This window comes from Pseudomonas sp. D3 (assembly GCF_029320995.1).
Classification (GTDB): domain Bacteria; phylum Pseudomonadota; class Gammaproteobacteria; order Pseudomonadales; family Pseudomonadaceae; genus Aquipseudomonas; species Aquipseudomonas paraveronii.
Genome location: NZ_CP119772.1, coordinates 2,505,388 through 2,524,027, shown reverse-complemented (window position 1 = coordinate 2,524,027; position 18,640 = coordinate 2,505,388). Strand labels below are relative to the sequence as shown.

Genomic DNA, 18,640 nt, shown 5'->3' with positions numbered 1-18,640 from the left:
TATAAATTACGAATGACTTGATCCGCCAACAGTGACAATGGTTTTACGTCGCGCCTGCGCGCCGGCCAGTGCCCAAAACAATGCTGAGGCAAAGCTGGCGACCGCCAACCACTGGATCGAATGACGCAGGTCACCCGCAAAAGCACTGATCAGTGCCACCACCAGCGGGCTGACAAATTGGCCAAAATACAGAAAGGCAGTGAACCCACCCAACCCGCGCCCGCGGGTTTTGGCAGTCAGGGCATTCATCACGGGGGCCATCGCATTGGGCACCAAAAGCCCGGCACCCAGACCGTGGATGAGCACTGCCACCAACACCTCGTTGTAGCTTTGCGCGCGCATCAGCAGCCATAGCCCGAGCCCCAGCATTGCCAGCAACAACGCATTGCAACCAGCGACACCGATACGTCGGCGCAACAGCGGCCACATCAACGACCCGCCCAACGTTGCCAGCAGGCTCAATCCTGCCGACAGCCCGATCAACGTGCTCGAGGTGACGCCCAGACTGACCAACAGAACAGGGGCCTGAATCGGTACGATAAAACTCAACACCATCCCGCTGAGGATCAGCATGTATCCGATGATCAATGGCACCACAGCGACCTTTCCTGTATCGGGCTCCTCGAACTGTTGTTTACCAGTCGCAGGTTCCCACAACACGTTCATCATCACCGGCACCAACAGCAGCGGCAGCAAGTAGAGCAAGAACGGGAGCCGCCAGGAGTGCTCGCCCAACGCCCCGCCGACGACAAAAAACAGCGAACCCACCAGGCCAATGGTCACCACTTGGCGATTGACATAGCGCAGCCGTTCCTCGCCCTGCCAATAGTCTGCAATCAACGTGGCGCAACAGGTCATCACCGCCGCTTCGGCGCAGCCAAACAGCAGGCGTACACCCACAATGGCCGACAAGTTATCCAGGACTGCCGGCACCGCACCCAGCAAGGCATACAGCAGGGTTGCGATCACAAGTAACGCCTTGCGTCCGACCCGATCGGCTAACCAGCCAGCCAAGGGGGCGCACAAAGCGATGGCCAATGCCGGTCCAGTGATCGCCAGCGGCACCAGTAAACCCGCCTGGGGGTTAAGGGGGCCAAACTCGGCGCCGAGCTTGGGCAGGATCGGCGCAACCATCACCGACCCCATGATGGTCAGGCTGCTGCCAAGCATCAGTACCAGCCCCTCACGTCGCCCAGTGGCTTGACGCGGCGAAGACAGGGGCGCGGGTGAAACAGCGTGTGATTGATTCATAGCACCTCCTCAAAAACTTTGAGAAACACGCAACGCCACGGTATAGCCCTGGGCACGGTTTTGCGCGTCGAACTCTTTGTAGGCGTGGAGCCAGACAGGTGGCAGCCCGGGCTTGAAGTAACTGACGGCAGGGCCCACAGCCAGCACACGCGCGCGATTTCCCGTTTCCAGGCCGGGTGCATTGTCATCAGTGAACTGGCGGTAGTAGTAGCCACCCAGCCCCACCGTCCATGGCCCTACGTGCTGGCCCACCGCAAATTCGTGCCGGTACTCAATACCGTTTTTGTAATCGGTGGCGTTGTTACGTGTATTGATGTCGGCTTCAAAGCTTGAAGACACTTCGAAGCCGCTGTCGCTGATATAGGTGGCGTTAACTATTGGCGAGAAGGTCCAGTGATTCAGGCCCGGGGACACCAAACGGTTCTTGTCGTAGTCACCGGTAGGCGCCTGAATTTGGAACTGCGTATTGATGAACAGGTTCGGCGACACGTTCCATTGCAGGATCAATGGCAGAAACTGCACATCGGCCAAACGGAACGGGTCGGCTTCCAGACTCAGCGGCCCTGCAGGCGTGGGCACTTTGATCGAAGCGTCCATTTTGAAGAACGGCACGATAACGCCAAACCCATACTTGGCGCCCAGGACAGTGTTATCCGTCATGCGCATATAGGCGACGCCGATGGACAGCACGTCCAAGGAAAAATGGTTATCGACTGAGCGCCCTTCACGGTCCTTCTGAACATTGGTCGAGTAGAACCCGGTTCGCAGACCAAGCGTGCCGAACGGCGTCGCCGGGGGCGACATTCCCGCACCAAAATCATAAACGCCGACGGCGGTGGTCGGAGAGCCGTTTTCAGTGCCATGAGCACTGGTGCACAAACCCACCAGCCCCAAAGTGATCAACGTAAATTGTCTGATGCTTGCGTTGTTTTTATGGTTCATCGAATGCCCTCCCACCCCATTGGTGTAGGAGTCATCCTAGTAAGCGAAACCTTTAACTTGTTATCCGATTTCAGCAGAGTTGAGTGCGGCGCAATGTCTGTGAAGGGTTTTCTCCGAACATAATTCGGTAGTCACTGGAAAACCGGCTCAAGTGCCAGAATCCCCAACGTGCGGCGACTTGCTGGACGCCATGAAGTTGAGTGCTCGTTCGCAGTTCACGACGCACCGCATTGAGGCGCAATGCACGCAGATAGGCCACCGGATTGATCCCCAGGGTTTCCTGGAAACAGTATTGAAGTTTACGGCGACTGGCGCCGATGTGATTACACAGGTCAAGGATCGACAACGGCTCGTCGACATGAGACAGCGCATACTCACGCGCCCGGTCGACCATCCGTTTGCGCGCCGTGGGGTTAAGTGGCGGCGCGTGATCCGGTGCAACCAGCTCAAGCACATGCAGCATGACTACATCACGAATACCCCGGCGGATAGAGTCATAGCCGAGCAGCACATCATGCGCCTGATCACTGCTCGTAAGCTCCTCGAACAACATAGCAAGTTCTGTTCGAACAGTTGAGTTGCCCAAGCGGTAACACTTGGGAAGATCGGTAATTCGAAAGTGACTACCCTGGCGCTCAAGCACCTGCTCAAGCGTGCGCTCATCAATCGCCACACCCAGCAAGTCCAGATGCTGCGGCGTGCTCAATTCAGGAAGATTGTCACCGTGGGCGACCAACATGCTGGGCTCGTGAATCGGATGCCCAGAGCAAAAAACCGGGCCATGAGCACTCAACGGTATGCTGAAGGTAATAGCGCCTTTCCAGGCCACGCCGCTTTTGGTCATGGCCTGATTAGAGCGGTCTCGCACCAGTTGCATCCAGTCTGCACGAAACTCAATCAGCTCACCCTCGAAGCGCCCGGGGGTCAGTTGATCGTAGCGAACTTGCCACCCCGCCATGTTCTGCGCGTGCTCATCAATGTCACTCGCGATAAAACGATGGATGGGTAATACAGGCATTGAGGGCGCCGAAATCAGCAAATTATTATTGTTCATGACCCAACCCTTACCAGTTCAGGAGCTTGCATCCCTACCCTATGCAAGCGCCATTCCGAACGGTCCTGTGAACCTTCACTTGTGCCAAAATGGGATAGTCCACGCTGCTCGGCTTAACGTGCACAGGGTATTTTGTATCGGGTATTACCGCTGATACGCTGACTGGCGGTGGAATGCGCCACCGGGAACGTGGCGCAGCTCCCTTCATACAAACGGTAGCGCTTCGCAGGCGTTCTCTATCGCCACCCGATACTGCGCTACCCGAGACGGCAGATAGTTGAAAAAGAACCCGGCGCTTTGCAGCTTGGCGGCGCGCAACGGATCGTCTTCGGGCAATGCCCTGGAAACCCGTGCGGCCCGCGCCCATGCCAGGGCCAGCAGGGCCACGCCACATAACTGGAGAAAGTCCGGCGCGGCCCGATAGGGGTACTCGCTGTCCTCCCGCGACCGTTCACGGATGGCCTCGACCACACTGGCCAGCGCGTCACACAGGGTGTCCAGCGCCTGGGCGAAACCTGCACACGCGGCGCATTGGCCGCCCTGCCCGGCCTCGTCGCGCAGCACTGCCAGCAGCAGGCCGAAGGCACGTCCCTCATCCCCCAGCACCTTGCGCAGCAGCAGGTCATTGGCCTGGATCTCGTTGCTGCCCTCATAGATCATCGCGATGCGACTGTCGCGCAGCGTTTGCTCGATGGCGAACTCGGCGACATAGCCGTAACCGCCGAAGACCTGCAACGCATTGCTCGCCTGACGAAACCCCTGTTCGGTGAAAAACGCCTTGATGATCGGCGTCAGCAACTGCGCCAATTGGCCGGCGCGCTCCCGCGCCTGCGGGTTGGGATCATGCTCGGCCTGATCGAGCAAATGCGCGGCCCAATAGCCGATGGCGCGCATCCCCTCGCTGGCTGTGCGCAACTCCAGCAACACGCGGCGCATGGCCGGGTGATAAAGGATGGGGTCAGCCGCTTGCGCAGGCACCCCTTGCGGCCTTGCTGGCGCGCGCATTTGCACGCGCTCGGCGGCGTATTGGCGGGCGTTCTGCCAAGCCGCCTCGACATGCCCCAGGCCTTGCAGGCCGACATGCAGGCGCGCCGAATTCATCATCACGAACATCGCCGCCAAGCCACGGTTGGCGTCGCCGATCAGCCAGCCTTGGGCGGCGTCGAACACCAGGGAGCACGTGGCGCTGCCCTTGATGCCCATCTTGTGTTCAATACCGTCGCAATGCACACCGTTGGCCTGGCCATCGTCCAGCAGCTTGGGCACCAGGAACAGTGAAAGGCCACGACTGCCCGGCGGCGCATCGGGCAGGCGCGCCAGCACCAGGTGCAGGATATTGGCCGTGAGGTCGTGCTCGCCGCCGGAGATAAACAGTTTGTTGCCCTGCAGGCGATAACGGCCGTCGCCCTCGGGGGTCGCGCGACAGCGCAGCAGCCCGACATCGCTGCCGGCCTGGGGCTCGGTCAGGCACATGGTGGGTAAGGCATGCCCACTGACGATCTCGGGCAAGTAGCGCGCCTGCAACCAGGGCGCGGCATGGGTCTTGAGGCAGAGGTAGGCGCCGTGGGCGATCCCGGTGTACATGGCCCACGCATGATTGCTGGCGTAGAGCATCTCTTGCAGCGCCGCGTCGAGCAGTTGCGGCAACCCTTGGCCGCCCTGCTCTTCGGCGCACGCCAAGGCAGGCCAGCCACCGTCGACATAGGCGCGATAGGCCTCGGCGAAACCGTCTGGCGTGCTGACCTGGCCGGCGTTCCAGCGGCAGCCTTGACGATCGCCGCTGCCGTTCAGGGGCGCCAGCACCCGCTGACTGAAGCGCGCCGCTTCCTCCAACACCTGCACGGCGAGTGACATGTCCAACGTCTCGAACGCCGAACATTGGCTCCACGCCTCGGGGGCTTGCAGCCAATGTTCAAGCACAAATTGCATATCGCGCAGCGGCGCCTGATAGCTCCACATGGCAAACCTCATCGAATAAAAAGGAGTTACACCGTTGAACGCTCAACCGCGATAGGCCGGGTTCTCGATCAACAACGCCATGCCTTGCCCACCGCCGACACACGCAGCGGCAATCCCGTAGCGCAGGTTGTGCCGGCGCAATTGCCGGGCCAGCGTCATGACCAAGCGCAGGCCGGTGGCGGCCAGTGGATGCCCCACCGCCAGCGAACCGCCCTGGACGTTGAGCCGAGCGTTGTCGAGCTGCAGCTCCTGGGCCACTGCCAATACCTGGGCCGACTGCGCTTCGTTGATCTCGAAACGGCCGATCTCATCCAGGCTCAACCCGCTGCGCTGCAGCAGCAGACGGATCGCCGGTGCCGGGCCGATGCCCATGAACTCCGGCGCCACGCCGACCACCGCGCTGGCCAGCAGTTGGGCCAGGGCCGGACGCGTGCAGGCCGAAGCGCGCCCGACCAGAGCCGCCGCCGCGCCATCAACCACCGCGCAGCTGTTGCCGGCGGTTTGCACCCCATTGGCATGCACGGCGCGCAAGCGCGACAGCGCCGCCAGGTCGGTGGGCAGTGGGTGGCTGTCCTGGGTGACGGCAGCGGCCCGGCGCGCCAGGCTGATGCCTCGCGGCTGGTACCCCTCAAGCTCGAACACTTGGTTATCGACCGTCACGATCTCTTCAGCCCAAGCGCCGTCACGCTGCGCCTGCAATGCGCGTTGATGGCTCTCGCAGGCGTAACGGTCCACGGCCTCGCGGCTCAGGCCATAGCGGCGCGCCAGGTGGTCGGCGGTGGCGATCATGTCCAGTCCCGGGGCCGGGTCGTAAAGGGCTTCCCAGAGAAAATCCTTGAATTGCACCTCGCCACCCAGACGAAACCCATCCCGGTGGGTGTAGGCCGCAATCGGGTTGCGTGACATGGACTCACTGGCCACGCACAAGGCCAGTTGCACCTCGTCGCGCAGTTGCTCAGCGGCCTGGCGCAACAGCTCGAAGCCCGTGGCGCAGATGCGCTGCACCCCCAGCGCCGGAACCGATTGCGCCACGCCGCTGTACAAGCCGACATGTCGCGGCAGCAAATACGCATCGAAGCTGGCCTGGGCCATGGACCCAGCCAGTACGCTGTCCACCGCCAGCGGGTCGACACCGGCACGGGCCAGGACTTCACGGCCGACCTTGATTCCCAGGTCGATGGGCGACACCTGGGCCAGGGCGCCACCAAGGTCGACCCACGGCGTGCGTACCGCCGCGTAAATCGCCACGTCGGCAAACGCCGAATACTGCCCGACGCCGCTCAAGGCCTGGGCTCGGCGCGCAGAATCGCAACATCTTCACCGCGATACAGCGCCTCGACCTTGGCCGCGCGCCATTGCAGTACCGCACGCTGGTTGATCGAGCCCTTGTCGGTAATTTCACCACGGTCAATAGACGCCGGCTCGTCGAGCAAGGCAATCCATTCCAAACGGCTGGCATTGCCGGTGGCGTCGCGATTGAGGCGCTGCAACCAGTCGCCGAACCACTCGCGCACCGGCGCGCTGGCGAGTACTTCGGCGTCGCTCGCGTCGGGGTTCAAGCCCGCCAGCCGGCGGCATTCGTAGAGCCTGGGGAAGACCAGGGCGCCCAGGCATTCGCGGTCCGGCGCGGTAATCACCAGGTCCTGCACATAGGGCGAGCCTTCCAGCACCGCACGATTGCGCAACGGACCGACGCTGACAAACACCCCGGAGGACAGTTTGAAATCCTCGGCAATGCGCCCGTCGAACATCAGCCCCAGTTGCGGCTGATTCGGATCGGCGAGCTTGATCGCGTCACCCGAACAGTAGAACCCCTGCTCATCGAACACCTCGGCGGTTTGCTCGGGCGCCCGCCAGTACCCCGGCATGATGTGCGGCCCGCGAAAGCGCCCTTCGAACTTGCCGTCCACCGGCACCAGGCGCACCTCGCAGCCCGGCGCGGGCAAACCGATATACCCGGCCATGGACAACGGCCCGGTGGTGAAGGTGCAGGACGGCGCGGCTTCGGTCATGCCCAGCCCGGCCATCATGCGGATGCGTTCTGCGCAGTGCTGCTCGGCCACACGGTCGAGGCGGTCCCAGACACTTTGCGAAAGGCCGGCAGCGGCGAAGAAAAACAATTTCATCCGCGCAAAAAAGCACTCGCGCAACTCGGCGTCCTGCTCCAGGGCGCTGACCAATTCTTCCCAGCCCTTGGGCACCGTCAGATAGGCCGTGGGCGATACCTCCTTGAGGTTGCGCAGGGTCTCGGCAAACCCCTGGGCCGTGGGCTTGCCAGCGTCGAGGTAAAAGGTGCCACCGTTGTAGAGCACGATGCCGACGTTGTGGCTGCCACCGAAGGTGTGATTCCACGGCAACCAGTCCACCAACACCGGTGGCTCTTCACCGAACACCGGAAATGTCTGCAACAGCATTTGCTGGTTGGCGCAGAGCATGCGTTGCGTGGTAATCACGGCCTTGGGCAACTTGGTCGAGCCCGAGGTGAACAGAAACTTGGCGATGCTGTCGGGGCCGGTGGCATTGAACGCCTGATCGGCCGCACTGCCGCCTGGGGTTTGCAACAGGCTCGCGAAGCTGACCTGGGCGCGTCCGGGCACCTGGCCACGCACGCTGATCAGCGGCGTCTCGGCCGGCAATACCGCGTCGATCGCACGCTGGTAGGCCGCTGCATCGCTGACAAACACCAGCCCTGGTTGCAGCAGGTCGCAGACATGCCGCAGCTTGGCGAAGTCCTGGGACAACAACGAATACGCCGGCGACACCGGGCAATAAGGGATACCGGCGTACATGGCGCCGAGGGCCACCTGTAAATGCTCGATGTCGTTGCCCGACAGCAACGCCAGCGGCTTGTCTGCCGACAGGCCGTAATTCAGCAGGCCCTGGGCAATCGCCCGCACACTCTCGAGCATCTGCGCGTAGCTGACGCGACGCCAGTCACCATCGGCCTGGCGCGCGGCAATAAAGGTCTGCTCGGGACGCACCCGGGCCCAATGCACCAGACGATCGAGCAAGCGCGCCGGCAACTCGGCCAATGGCTCCAGGGAACGCATATGCAGCACGCCCTGTTCTTCAGTGACCTCCACCGGCGCATGACCGATGGACACCTCGCGGTAGCGCGGCGCACGCGGCGCGGGCTGGGGTTGCGGTCTGAATTCGGAACTCACAGGGTTCTCCTCCATCAAGGCACGTCTACGGGCACCCGGTTGGGGGCGGCTCGTGGCGCGGCTGGGCAGCCTGAGGCTGCCGCCTTGTTATTGTTAGGTATGGCCAACGCGAAGCGGCGCCGCCGACTCAGATCGGGTAATGCCGCGGCCCGTTCTGCAAGGTCACCCAGCGCAATTGCGTGAAGTGTTCAATCGACGCCTTGCCGCCAAAGCTGCCGTAACCGCTGGACTTGACCCCGCCAAAGGGCATCTGCGCCTCGTCATGCACGGTCGGGCCGTTGATGTGGCAAATGCCCGATTCCACCCGCTGCGCCAACGCCAGCGCACGCCCGGTGTCGCGACTGAAGATCGCCGCCGACAGGCCGAACTCGGAGTCGTTGGCCAGGCGCAGCAGTGCTTCATCACCGTCACCGCGCAGCAACACCGCCACCGGGCCGAAGGATTCTTCGCGGTACAAGCGCATGTGCTCGGTGACGCCATCGATCAGGGTCGGCTGCAAGATGCTGCCCTCCAACTGGCCGCCCGCGACCAGCCGGGCGCCCTTGGCAAGGGCATCGTCGATCAGCGCCTTGATGCGTGTGCCGGCACTGGCGTCCACCAGCGAACCCAAGACCGAATCCGCCGCCGCGGGGTCACCCGCGCGCAGGCTGGCGACCTTGGCGGTCAGCTTGGCGATAAACGCATCGGCGACCTTGGCATCGACAATCAGGCGTTCGGTGGACATGCAAATCTGGCCCTGGTTGAAATAGGCCCCAAACGCCGCTGCGGCAACCGCCGCATCCAGATCGGCGTCGTCGAGCACCAGCAACGGCGCCTTGCCGCCCAACTCGAGCAAGGCCGGCTTGAGGTGACGCGCCGAGAGTTCGCCGACAATCCGTCCGACATGCGTCGAGCCGGTGAAGTTGACCCGGCGCACGGCCGGGTTGGCGATCAGCCGTTCGACAATCGCGGCGGCATCGGCCGGGGCATTGCTGATGACGTTGACTACACCGTCGCCCAGGCCGGCATCCTGCAACACCTGGCCAATCAGGCGATGCACCGCCGGGCTCAGCTCCGAGGCCTTGAGCACCACGGTATTACCGCAGGCCAGCGGCATGGCGATGGCGCGTGTGGCGAGGATGACCGGGGCATTCCACGGCGCGATACCCAGCACCACACCGCAAGGCTGACGCAGGGCCATGGCGAAACTGCCGGGGACATCGGAGGGGATCACTTCACCGGTGATCTGGGTGGTCATCGACGCCGCTTCACGCAGCATGTTGGCCGCCAGGCGCACGTTGAAGCCATACCAGTTGGCCATGGCGCCGGTTTCGCCGGCGGCGGCGATGAATTCGGCGCTGCGCGCCTGCAATTGCTCGGCAGCGTTGAGCAAGCGGGTACGGCGTTCATTGGGCGCCAGTGCGGCCCAGCCGGGGAAAGCCGCCTGGGCCGCCGCCACGGCGGCGTCGGCATCTTCCAGGGTCGCGGCGGCAACCCGCGAAACCACTTCACCGGTCACCGGGTTGCGACGCTCAAAGGTTCGACCGTCACGGGCGGGGCACGACTGGCCGCCGATCAACAGGGGCACGTCCAGCATGGTGATTCCTCTTTATTGTCTTTATGGGGAATGCATTCAAGCGATGTCACAGTAGCGCCAGCGTGAGGCCGCGAACAGCGGGATGCGGCCCGCTATTCGCCGGCAAGCCTCAGCGCTTGTACGTCTGCAGGCCGGGTTTGATGCTCTTGTCGTCGAGGAACTGCTTCATGCCCTGCTCGCGGCCGCCTTCGGTGTCGAGCAAACGCGACTGATCGAGCTTGGCGTAGAGGTAATCCTCGTTCTGCTCCCAGGTCAGTTCGCGGCAACGCTTGAAGCCATGCTTGGCCGCCCGTAGCACCACCGGGTTTTTCTCCAGCAGGTTGCGCGCCAATTCAATCGTCACTTCGCGCAGTTGGGCCAGCGGCACGCTTTCGTTGACCAGGCCCATCTCGGCGGCCTTCTGCCCGCCGAAGGTCTTGCCGGTCATGATGTAATACAGCGATTGGCGATGGCCTACGGTGTCGGCCATGGCCTTGCTCACCAGGTTGCCCGGTGGGATGCCCCAGTTGATTTCCGAGAGACCGAAGGTCGCTTCGTCGGCACAGATCGCCAGGTCGCACGCCACCAAGGGGCTGAAGCCGCCGCCGAAGCACCAGCCATTGACCATGGCGATGGTCGGCTTGGCGTACATGCGCAGCAGTTTCCATTGCCATTGCGAGGCTTCGCGGCGGATTTTCTCCTGGAGGATTTCCGGGCCGGCATCCACCTCGCGAAAGTATTCCTTGAGGTCCATGCCGGCGGTCCAGGCTTCGCCGGCACCGGTCAAGACCAGCACGCCAGCGGCAGGGTCCTGCTCCAGGGTTTCCAGAACGTCGATCATTTCGCGGTTCAGGGTCGGGCTCATGGCGTTGCGTTTTTCCGGGCGATTGAGAATGACCCAGGCAATGCCTTCCTCGATTTCAACCTTGACGGTGGTCCAACGGCCTTCGTAATTACTCATGACGGTACGCTCTTGTTCTGGGTTGGAAGATGATTCGAAATTAAACCGCAAATATAGTTATGTCAATTAACTATTAACCTTGATAACAAATATTCTGCCCCTGTAAAACCTAAGCTGCTCGGGTGTTATGAAAAGCCGGCATAGCCATGGCTCGCCAACCTCGGCAAACTAGATAGCTTTCTTAACCTCCACCTTCTGAGGATTGCACTGTCAATGGCCAAGCCTTCCAACCTCGCCGACGCCAACCTGGCCCTGCCCGACACCACCGAGGGGCGCGCGCCGCTGGATTCGGCCCTGGACGACCTGATCGGTTACGCCATGCGTCGCGCCCAGCTCAAGCTGTTCCAGAACCTGATCGGTCGACTTTCCGAACACGACCTGCGCCCTGCTCAGTTCTCGGCCCTGGCGATCATCGAGCAGAATCCCGGCCTGATGCAGGCCGACCTGGCCCGCGCCCTGGCGATTGAGCCGCCCCAGGTGGTGCCGCTGCTGAACAAGCTGGAAAGCCGCGCCCTCGCCGTGCGTGTGCGCTGCAAGCCGGACAAGCGCTCGTATGGGATCTTCCTTAGCAAGACCGGCGAAACCCTGCTCAAGACGCTCAAAGAGATCGCCGCACAGAGTGACCTTGACGCCACCGCAGCCCTGGACGGTCAAGAACGTGCAGAGCTGCTGCGCTTGCTGAAGAAGGTGTATCAGGACTGACAGGCCTACCAGAGCGCCACGGTGTAGAGCACCAGGAAACGGGTCTGGTTTTCATCGCGAAACGCCGCGCCGCTCGGGAAGTCATTGCGATAGATCGACTTGCGCGCCATCAGCCCGACGTTCTTCAGCGGGCCGCTCTGGATCACGTAGCCCAGTTCCATCTGGAACTCGCGCTCCTTGCGATCCTCGGCATTGAACGCCGCCAGCTCGATGTTATCGCCGCGCACATAACGCAGCCGGCCCTTCAGGCCCGGTAAACCGGATGCCGCGAAGTCATAGTCGTAGATCGCCTGCCAGGTGCGTTCCTTGGCATTGAGAAAGTCCGAACTCATGGTCAGTTCGCTCATGCCCATCAGCTCAGTCCCCGAGATATAGGGCGTGGCCGTCTCGCCACTGGAATGCATGTAGCCCAGGCTGAATTTGTGACCGCCCAGGCGGTAGCCAAACAACGCCGAGAGATTGCGGTTATCCACGTTCCCCGCCTTGGCACTGCCGTCCTCGCGACTGAAGAAACTGCGCAGGTCGCTGGTGAGCACGCCATCGCCCAGAGGCATAGTGTGCAGCAACGCCAGGGTGTCCTGCTGGTAGAGGTCGGCGATCTGCGAGTGATAGACGCGCAGGCTGAGGTCTTTGTTGACCTGGTAGTCACCGCCGACGTAAGCCAGGTGCGAGGTGGTGGCGGTGGCATTGAAACGCCGGTTGGGCGAGGCGATGGTCATGGCCTCGTAGTTGGTGGAGTCGCGCTTGTTGATGCGGTCGATGTAGCCCGTATTAAGGGTCAGGCCGTCGATATCCTTGGAGCTCAAGGTGGTGCCGCGAAAGGTTTGCGGCAGCAGGCGCGACGGGCTGGCAAAGGCGAACGGCAGGAAGATCGACACGTCACCGGTCTTCACGGTGGTTTGTGCAAACCGCAGCTTGGCGGTCGGCGCCAGGCGCGAGTATTCATCGGCGGCACGCTTGTCGCTGGCCGACACCGGCAACAACTCGGTGCCGCTGCGGTCCGGCGAAGAGTCGAGCTTGACCCCCATCAGCCCGCGCACATCCAGGCCAAAGCCCACCGGCCCTGGGGTGTATCCCGATTCCAGGTTGAGGATGAACGCCTGAGCCCATTCCCGCGCAGCGGTCTTCGCACCGTCGTCCTTGTAGTCGCGGTCCAGGTAGTAATTGCGCAGGGTCAGGGTGCCGTGGCTGTCGTCGACAAACCCTGCCGCCCACAGCTGGGTGGGCAGCACGCTCAAGGCCAGCAACGCCATGACCAGGCTCGGCTTGGGGTTCGACACACAGGAGACGGACGCCACAGCAACGGCGTCCTTCATAGGGAGTTTTGGCATGTTCATTGTCCATTTGTTGTTGTTGTTTTTGGGGTGACACACGCTCGGCCCAGTCGGCTTCGCGAACAGAGAATGGAAACAGCCGACGGTGCTCGTCAACCGCAAATGACCGATAATCGAACATTAATAAAGCTATCTACTTTTCAGATCAGCACAGATACATATCTCAACACTATGAATTTAAAGTACTTATTTATCGATTTTTGCATTTTTAATACGCCATTCATTTTTTAGTTATATTTGTTATCTTAATCGCAGCAGCCACTTGCGCTTGCCACCACAACAAAAACAACAACAATGAGGTTTGCCCATGGACAGTCCATCGCGTCGTTCGACGCTGACTATCGCGTTGTGCTTTATCGTTGCGCTGATCGAGGGGTTCGATCTGCAAGCCGCCGGAACCACCGCCGCAGGGTTGCGTCAGAGTTTTGCCCTGGACCCAAAGATGCTCGGCTGGGTATTCAGCATCGGGATCATTGGCCTCCTGCCGGGGGCGTTCTTCGGCGGCTGGGTCGCCGACCGAATCGGGCGCAAGAAAATCCTGGTGATCGCCGTGCTGCTGTTCGGGCTGTTCTCCCTTTGCACCGCGTTTGTCGAAAGCTACTCGAGCCTGCTGTTGGTGCGTTTTTTGACCGGCCTGGGGCTGGGCGCCGCGCTACCCAACCTGATCGCCCTGTGCGCCGAAGCGGCCAGCGAACGCAACCGTGGCACCGCCATCAGTGTCATGTACTGCGGCGTGCCATTGGGCGGCGCATTGGCGGCGGTGGTGGCGATGTTTTCCAGTGAACACTGGCAGACCACCTTTATCATCGGCGGCCTGGCGCCCTTGTTGGCCGTGCCCTTGATGATCCTGCTGCTGCCTGAATCCAACGCCTTTCGCCAACAGTTCGACAAGACCCTCAGTGCTCGCCCCTCCACCCGCCAGGCGCTGTTCAGCGAAGGCCGCGCGCGCACCACACTGGCGTTGTGGCTCAGCTACTTCTTCACCCTGACCGTGATGTACATGCTGCTGAACTGGCTGCCGTCGTTGTTGCTCGAACAAGGTTTCAGCAAACCCCAGGCGGGCATGGTGCAGATGCTGTTCAACATTGGCGGCGCCCTTGGCTCGCTGCTCGGCGGTGTCCTGCTGGACCGCTGCAATCCCTTCAAAGTGGTGCTGTTCGTGTATGCCGGGTTGCTCGCCGCCTTGGCCGGGGTCGGGCTGTCGGTGGGCATCGTGCCCATGGCCATCGCGGGTTTCGCCGCAGGCTTGTTCGTGATGGCCGCGCAGTTGGTGCTCTATGCGTCGGCACCGCCTTCCTATCCAACGGCGGTGCGTGCCACCGGCGTCGGTGCAGCCGTGGCCATCGGCCGGCTGGGCTCGGTGGCCGGACCGCTGGCGGCTGGACAACTGCTCGCCGCAGGTGCGGGCACCACGGGAGTCCTGCTGGCGACCTCCCCCGGGGTGGCGATCGCGGCGCTGGCCATCATCACCGTCATGGTGCGTAAGGCGCCACTGAACCTGCCCGAACTTGGCACTGCCGGGCACACTAAAGCCTAGAATGTGGGTGGCCAATCGAGCAGCCGTTGGTTGCCCTCGGTGCGGATATCAGCCGGTTGCTCGCAGTCAGCGTTCAGCGACAGGACGTTTTACTAGTAGATGACGTCGAGCAGGTCTGGGCCAGTGGCCCAGACCTTTTTTCAACGCTCATTGGCGGCGTGCCCACCCCCTTCGGGTCGGTGATCCGCGTCAACCAGTCGCCGCCTCAACCACGCTCTCTACCGCAGGCGCCAGTGCCTGCGCGTTTTACCGCCTGCCGGTGGCACGCTCAGTCAAATCTGGCCGTTGCACTCAAGCATTGCGTGTGTCCGGGCACTACAGTCGAAGTGCCAGGGGTGTTAACCCCCGCTCACAATTCCAATAATAGAGCCATCGCAATGAACTTGACTCGATCCCTGCCGGCTTGCCTGGCACTCAGCCTCATCGCCTTTACCGTGCACGCCGCCGATGGCCCACCACCGCCCACGGTCAGCCAACCCAGCGGCATCAACCTAGGCGGCACCAGCTTCTACGACGGGTTCGCCGGACCACCCGGGCTGACGCATCAGACCTATCTGAAGTTCAGTACGGCCAGCAGCATTCGTGACAATGGCGGCAAGGACAACCGCAACTTCGATAACCCGAAGATCAATGTCATTACCTTGATCAACCAGTTCAGCTATTACTCACCCGACACCATCGGCGGCGGCGCGCACTTGGGCTGGAGCCTGTTGGTACCGGTGGTCTCCCTGGACGGAAACTTTGGCGACAACGGCGTCAAGCTCAAGGACAACGGCGTCGGCCTGGGTGACGTCACCGTCGGCCCGCAGATCCAGTTCGATCCGATCGTCAACGCCGAAGGCCGGCCGGTGTTTGTGCAGCGCGTGGCGTTCGATACGATCCTGCCCACCGGCAAGTACGACAAACACAAGGACTTGAATCCCGGCTCCAATTACTTCTCCTTCAACCCCTACTGGGCCGCGACCTTGATGCCGGCACCGCGCTGGGAAGTGAGTTGGCGCCTGAATTACTTGTACAACTTCAAGAACAACGACCCGGCAAGCAGTTCGACGCAGGTTTTTGAAGGACGGCCGGTGCGCGACACCCAATCAGGGCAATCGGCCTGGGCCAACTTTACGGCTTCATATGAGGTGTTCCCGAAGGTTTCAGTCGGGATCAACGGCTATTACTTCAGGCAGATTTCGGATGACCAGGTCAACGGCGACCGCCTGAGTAATTCTCGCGAAAAAGTCCTCGGCATTGGCCCTGGCCTGTTCTGGAAAATGACCGAAGACAAGGCCTTCTGGCTCAATACCTATAAAGAGACCGGTGTGGAAAACCGCAGCAAAACGGATTACGCCGTGCAAGTCCGCTATGTTCACAAGTTCTGACTGAGGTGATGTGTGATGAATGCGCTCGACTCCATCGACAGCAAGAAATCACTGGGCGCTATTTGCCTGATGATGGTCATTTCCCTGGGAACGCTGCAGATCCAGCCGATCCTGGGCGGCGCGCTGATTGATCAACTGGGGCTGCCGCTCAATGCCATCGGCGCGATCTTCGCCGCCGAGCTGATAGCGATGGCCATGGCTTGCGGCGTCTGTGCGCTGTTTATGGCACGGGTCGACCGCCGCCGCTTTGCGCTGGTTGCCTTGCTGATCCTGGCAGCCGGCAACCTGGCAAGCACGCAACTGCACAGCCAGGCTTGGCTGGTGGTGTTCAGGATCATCTGCGGCGCCAGCGGTGGCGCGGTCATGGCGGTGGTGTATGCGACCGCTGCGCTGCGCAGGTCGAAAGACGCGACGTTTGCCGTGATCAATATCGGTAACCTGCTCTGGGGCATGCTGCTGGTGACGTCCATGCCCACGCTCTTGCAGGCGTTTGGTGTGCAGGGCGCGTTTTGCTTGCTGGCCATCACCAGCCTGCTCGCGGCGCTGGGTTGCTGGAAAATCCCCAGGCACTACCCCGATGCCCATCGCATCGCCCATGGTGCGGCTCAGCCGTTCGGGCTGACCGCCGTGCTGCTGATCATGCTGTTTGCACTGTTGTTTTTCGGGCACTCCGCGCTGTGGGTGTATCAGGAACGCATTGGCAAAAGCATTGGCCTGGAACCCCAGCAAATCGGCGCCATCCTCGGCGGCAGCATCCTTGCCGGTGCTCTGGGCGCCGGGCTCTCCGGGCTATTGGGGCGCCGCCTGGGTCTGTTGTTTCCGCAACTGCTGAGCTTTGGTACTGCGTTGCTGGCGACCCTGGTCATGGTCTACGGCGACAGTACCGTCGCGTTTGCCGCCACGGCGTGCCTGATCCATATGGTGTGGTTTTTCAGCCTGCCCTACCTGCTGTCGATGGCGGCCGAACTGGACCCTTCCGGTCGATTGGCCGGCCTGGGCAATGCGGCGATTTTTGTCGGTCAAGGGCTGGGCCCGTTTGGCGCCGCGCTGGTGGTCGGCGAAGGGCATTTTCGGGCGGTGGGATGGCTGGCAGCCTCGGCGTATGTCGTGGCCTTGATCATTTCGTGCCTGGTGGTGGCGCGCTTTCGTCGAGGCGTCAAACCGCGCACACCGGCCCTGTCGCCGCAATCTGCCTGAATACCCTGCCCTGACGTGAACCCACTGGATCAATGAGATGACGCAATGAATATTCCATTTCCCCAAACCCCCGAGTTTTCCGGCGCGCTGTACGCCCCCAGCCGCGTAGAGGGCGAGGTGTTCGACCTGGAGATCGAAGGCGTTGTGCCTGAAGCGATCTGCGGTACCTTTTATCAAGTCTCGCCGGACCCGCAATACCCGCCCATGCTGGGCACCGATATTTTCTTCAACGGCGACGCCATGGTCAGCGGCTTCTATTTTGCCGATGGCCGGGTCTCGCTGCGTCGGCGCTATGTGCTCACCGATCGGTTGGTCGCCCAGCGCCGTGAAGGGCGTTCGCTCAACGGCGTCTATCGCAATGCCTACACCAATGACCCGCTGGCGGCAAAAAACAACACCACGGCAAACACCTCCGTGATCCCGCACAACAACGTCCTGCTGGCACTCAAGGAAGATGCCATGCCGTGGGCGCTGGACCCACAGACGCTGGAAACCCTCGGCGAGTGGAATTTCGACGGGCAGATCGACTCAGCCACCTTCACCGCCCATCCCAAGCTCGACCCGCTGACCGGAAACCTGCTGGCCTTCAGCTACGAAGCCAAAGGCGACGGCACACCGGACATGGCGTATTTCGAAATTTCACCGCAAGGCAAACTGCTGCACGAGATCTGGTTCCAGGCGCCCTACGCCGCTATGGTCCACGACTTCGCGGTCACCGAGCACTATGTGGTGTTCCCGCTGATCCCCCTGACGGTGGACGTCGAGCGCATGAAAAAAGGCGGCCAGCATTTCCAGTGGCAGCCAGAGCTGCCCCAACTGTTTGCCGTGGTGCCGCGCCACGGCGACGCGCGCGACGTGCGGTGGTTCAAAGGGCCCAAGGACGGCTTCCAAGGCCATACCCTGAATGCGTTCGACGAAGACGGTAAGGTCTATCTGGACATGCCGGTCACCGGCGGCAACATCTTCTACTTCTTCCCCCAGGCGGACGGTTTCGTACCGCCGCCGGAAACCCTGGCGGCCAGCCTGATGCGCTGGGTCTTTGACCTGAGCAGCGCACAGGACGAACTGCAACCGCAGGCGCTGACGGACTATCCCTGTGAATTTCCCCGTTGCGATGACCGTTACATAGGTCGCAAGTATGAACACGGATTCCTGCTCGCCTTTGATCCGCAGCGCCCCTATAACTCGGCGAATGGACCGATGCCGTTTCAATTCTTTAACCTGCTGGCGCACATCAACCTGACAACCGGCGTCACCGATGCCTGGTTTCCCGGTGACAGCGGGTGCTTTCAGGAACCCATTTTCATTCCACGCACAGCTGAGGCCGCTGAAGGCGATGGCTACGTGGTCTGCCTGCTCAACCTCATTGCCGAAGGCCGCAGCGAGCTGGTGGTGCTGGACGCCACTGACATGGCGGCCGGCCCCATCGCCCGCATCAAAGTCCCATTCCGTATGCGCATGTCGCTGCACGGCTGCTGGGCACCGCGCTAAAGCGGCATAGCGTTCCCCCCCTCCTCCAATCGCCACGCCCGTAGCCATCCACTTGCTGGAATGGCACGGGCTGTTTGGCGTTTCAGGCCGCGATCCGATCACCGAACAGAAAAATCATACTTA

Annotated in this window: 14 protein-coding genes; 5 read left to right on the top strand and 9 right to left on the bottom strand. The window is 61.7% G+C overall.

Annotated features, from left to right (window positions below; all coding sequences use genetic code 11):
• Nucleotides 1-6: 6 nt before the first annotated feature.
• From P3S72_RS11660 to P3S72_RS11625, 8 genes are all read right to left on the bottom strand, one after another.
• Entirely contained in the window at nt 7-1,251 is a 1,245-nt protein-coding gene (locus P3S72_RS11660; protein WP_276197436.1) for an MFS transporter, read from the bottom strand.
• 9 nt (nt 1,252-1,260) lie between these two features.
• Nucleotides 1,261-2,193 (bottom strand): transporter, encoded by a 933-nt coding sequence (locus P3S72_RS11655; RefSeq protein WP_276197435.1) that lies wholly within the window; start codon nt 2,191-2,193, stop codon nt 1,261-1,263.
• Between the two features lie 70 nt (nt 2,194-2,263).
• A complete protein-coding gene (locus P3S72_RS11650; RefSeq protein WP_276197434.1) occupies nt 2,264-3,247 on the bottom strand; it encodes a helix-turn-helix domain-containing protein in 984 nt (327 codons plus the stop codon).
• A 204-nt stretch (nt 3,248-3,451) separates the two neighbouring features.
• Nucleotides 3,452-5,206: an acyl-CoA dehydrogenase family protein gene (locus tag P3S72_RS11645; RefSeq protein ID WP_276197433.1), complete on the bottom strand. Its 1,755-nt coding sequence runs from the start codon at nt 5,204-5,206 to the stop codon at nt 3,452-3,454.
• 42 nt (nt 5,207-5,248) lie between these two features.
• Complete coding sequence (locus P3S72_RS11640) at nt 5,249-6,490, bottom strand: thiolase family protein (protein WP_276197432.1); 1,242 nt, start codon at nt 6,488-6,490, stop codon at nt 5,249-5,251.
• Complete coding sequence (locus P3S72_RS11635) at nt 6,487-8,370, bottom strand: feruloyl-CoA synthase (protein ID WP_276197431.1); 1,884 nt, start codon at nt 8,368-8,370, stop codon at nt 6,487-6,489. The genes P3S72_RS11640 and P3S72_RS11635 overlap by 4 nt, the downstream gene beginning before the upstream one ends.
• A 127-nt stretch (nt 8,371-8,497) precedes the next feature.
• Nucleotides 8,498-9,946 (bottom strand): aldehyde dehydrogenase, encoded by a 1,449-nt coding sequence (locus tag P3S72_RS11630; RefSeq protein ID WP_276197430.1) that lies wholly within the window; start codon nt 9,944-9,946, stop codon nt 8,498-8,500.
• Nucleotides 9,947-10,055: 109 nt separating this feature from the next.
• The gene (locus P3S72_RS11625) at nt 10,056-10,886 is read right to left on the bottom strand and encodes a p-hydroxycinnamoyl CoA hydratase/lyase (protein ID WP_046483783.1); all 831 of its coding nucleotides are present in this window, start codon (nt 10,884-10,886) and stop codon (nt 10,056-10,058) included.
• A gap of 213 nt (nt 10,887-11,099) precedes the next feature.
• On the opposite strand from P3S72_RS11625, the gene P3S72_RS11620 reads away from it, so the two are divergent.
• A complete protein-coding gene (locus tag P3S72_RS11620; RefSeq protein ID WP_276197429.1) occupies nt 11,100-11,588 on the top strand; it encodes a MarR family transcriptional regulator in 489 nt (162 codons plus the stop codon).
• A 5-nt stretch (nt 11,589-11,593) separates the two neighbouring features.
• Here the strand turns inward: P3S72_RS11620 and P3S72_RS11615 are convergent, their stop codons facing one another.
• Entirely contained in the window at nt 11,594-12,919 is a 1,326-nt protein-coding gene (locus P3S72_RS11615) for an OprD family porin (RefSeq protein WP_276197428.1), read from the bottom strand.
• A 310-nt stretch (nt 12,920-13,229) separates the two neighbouring features.
• On the opposite strand from P3S72_RS11615, the gene mhpT reads away from it, so the two are divergent.
• The 4 genes from mhpT (at nt 13,230) to P3S72_RS11595 (ending at nt 18,517) form a co-directional block, all read left to right on the top strand.
• Nucleotides 13,230-14,459 (top strand): 3-(3-hydroxy-phenyl)propionate transporter MhpT, encoded by a 1,230-nt coding sequence (gene mhpT / locus P3S72_RS11610; RefSeq protein ID WP_276197427.1) that lies wholly within the window; start codon nt 13,230-13,232, stop codon nt 14,457-14,459.
• A 377-nt stretch (nt 14,460-14,836) separates the two neighbouring features.
• The gene (locus P3S72_RS11605; RefSeq protein WP_276197426.1) at nt 14,837-15,829 is read left to right on the top strand and encodes a transporter; all 993 of its coding nucleotides are present in this window, start codon (nt 14,837-14,839) and stop codon (nt 15,827-15,829) included.
• 15 nt (nt 15,830-15,844) lie between these two features.
• Nucleotides 15,845-17,026: an MFS transporter gene (locus P3S72_RS11600; RefSeq protein ID WP_276197425.1), complete on the top strand. Its 1,182-nt coding sequence runs from the start codon at nt 15,845-15,847 to the stop codon at nt 17,024-17,026.
• Nucleotides 17,027-17,071: 45 nt separating this feature from the next.
• Nucleotides 17,072-18,517, top strand: coding sequence for a carotenoid oxygenase family protein (locus P3S72_RS11595; RefSeq protein ID WP_276197424.1), 1,446 nt, complete (start codon nt 17,072-17,074; stop codon nt 18,515-18,517).
• Nucleotides 18,518-18,640 lie beyond the last annotated feature (123 nt).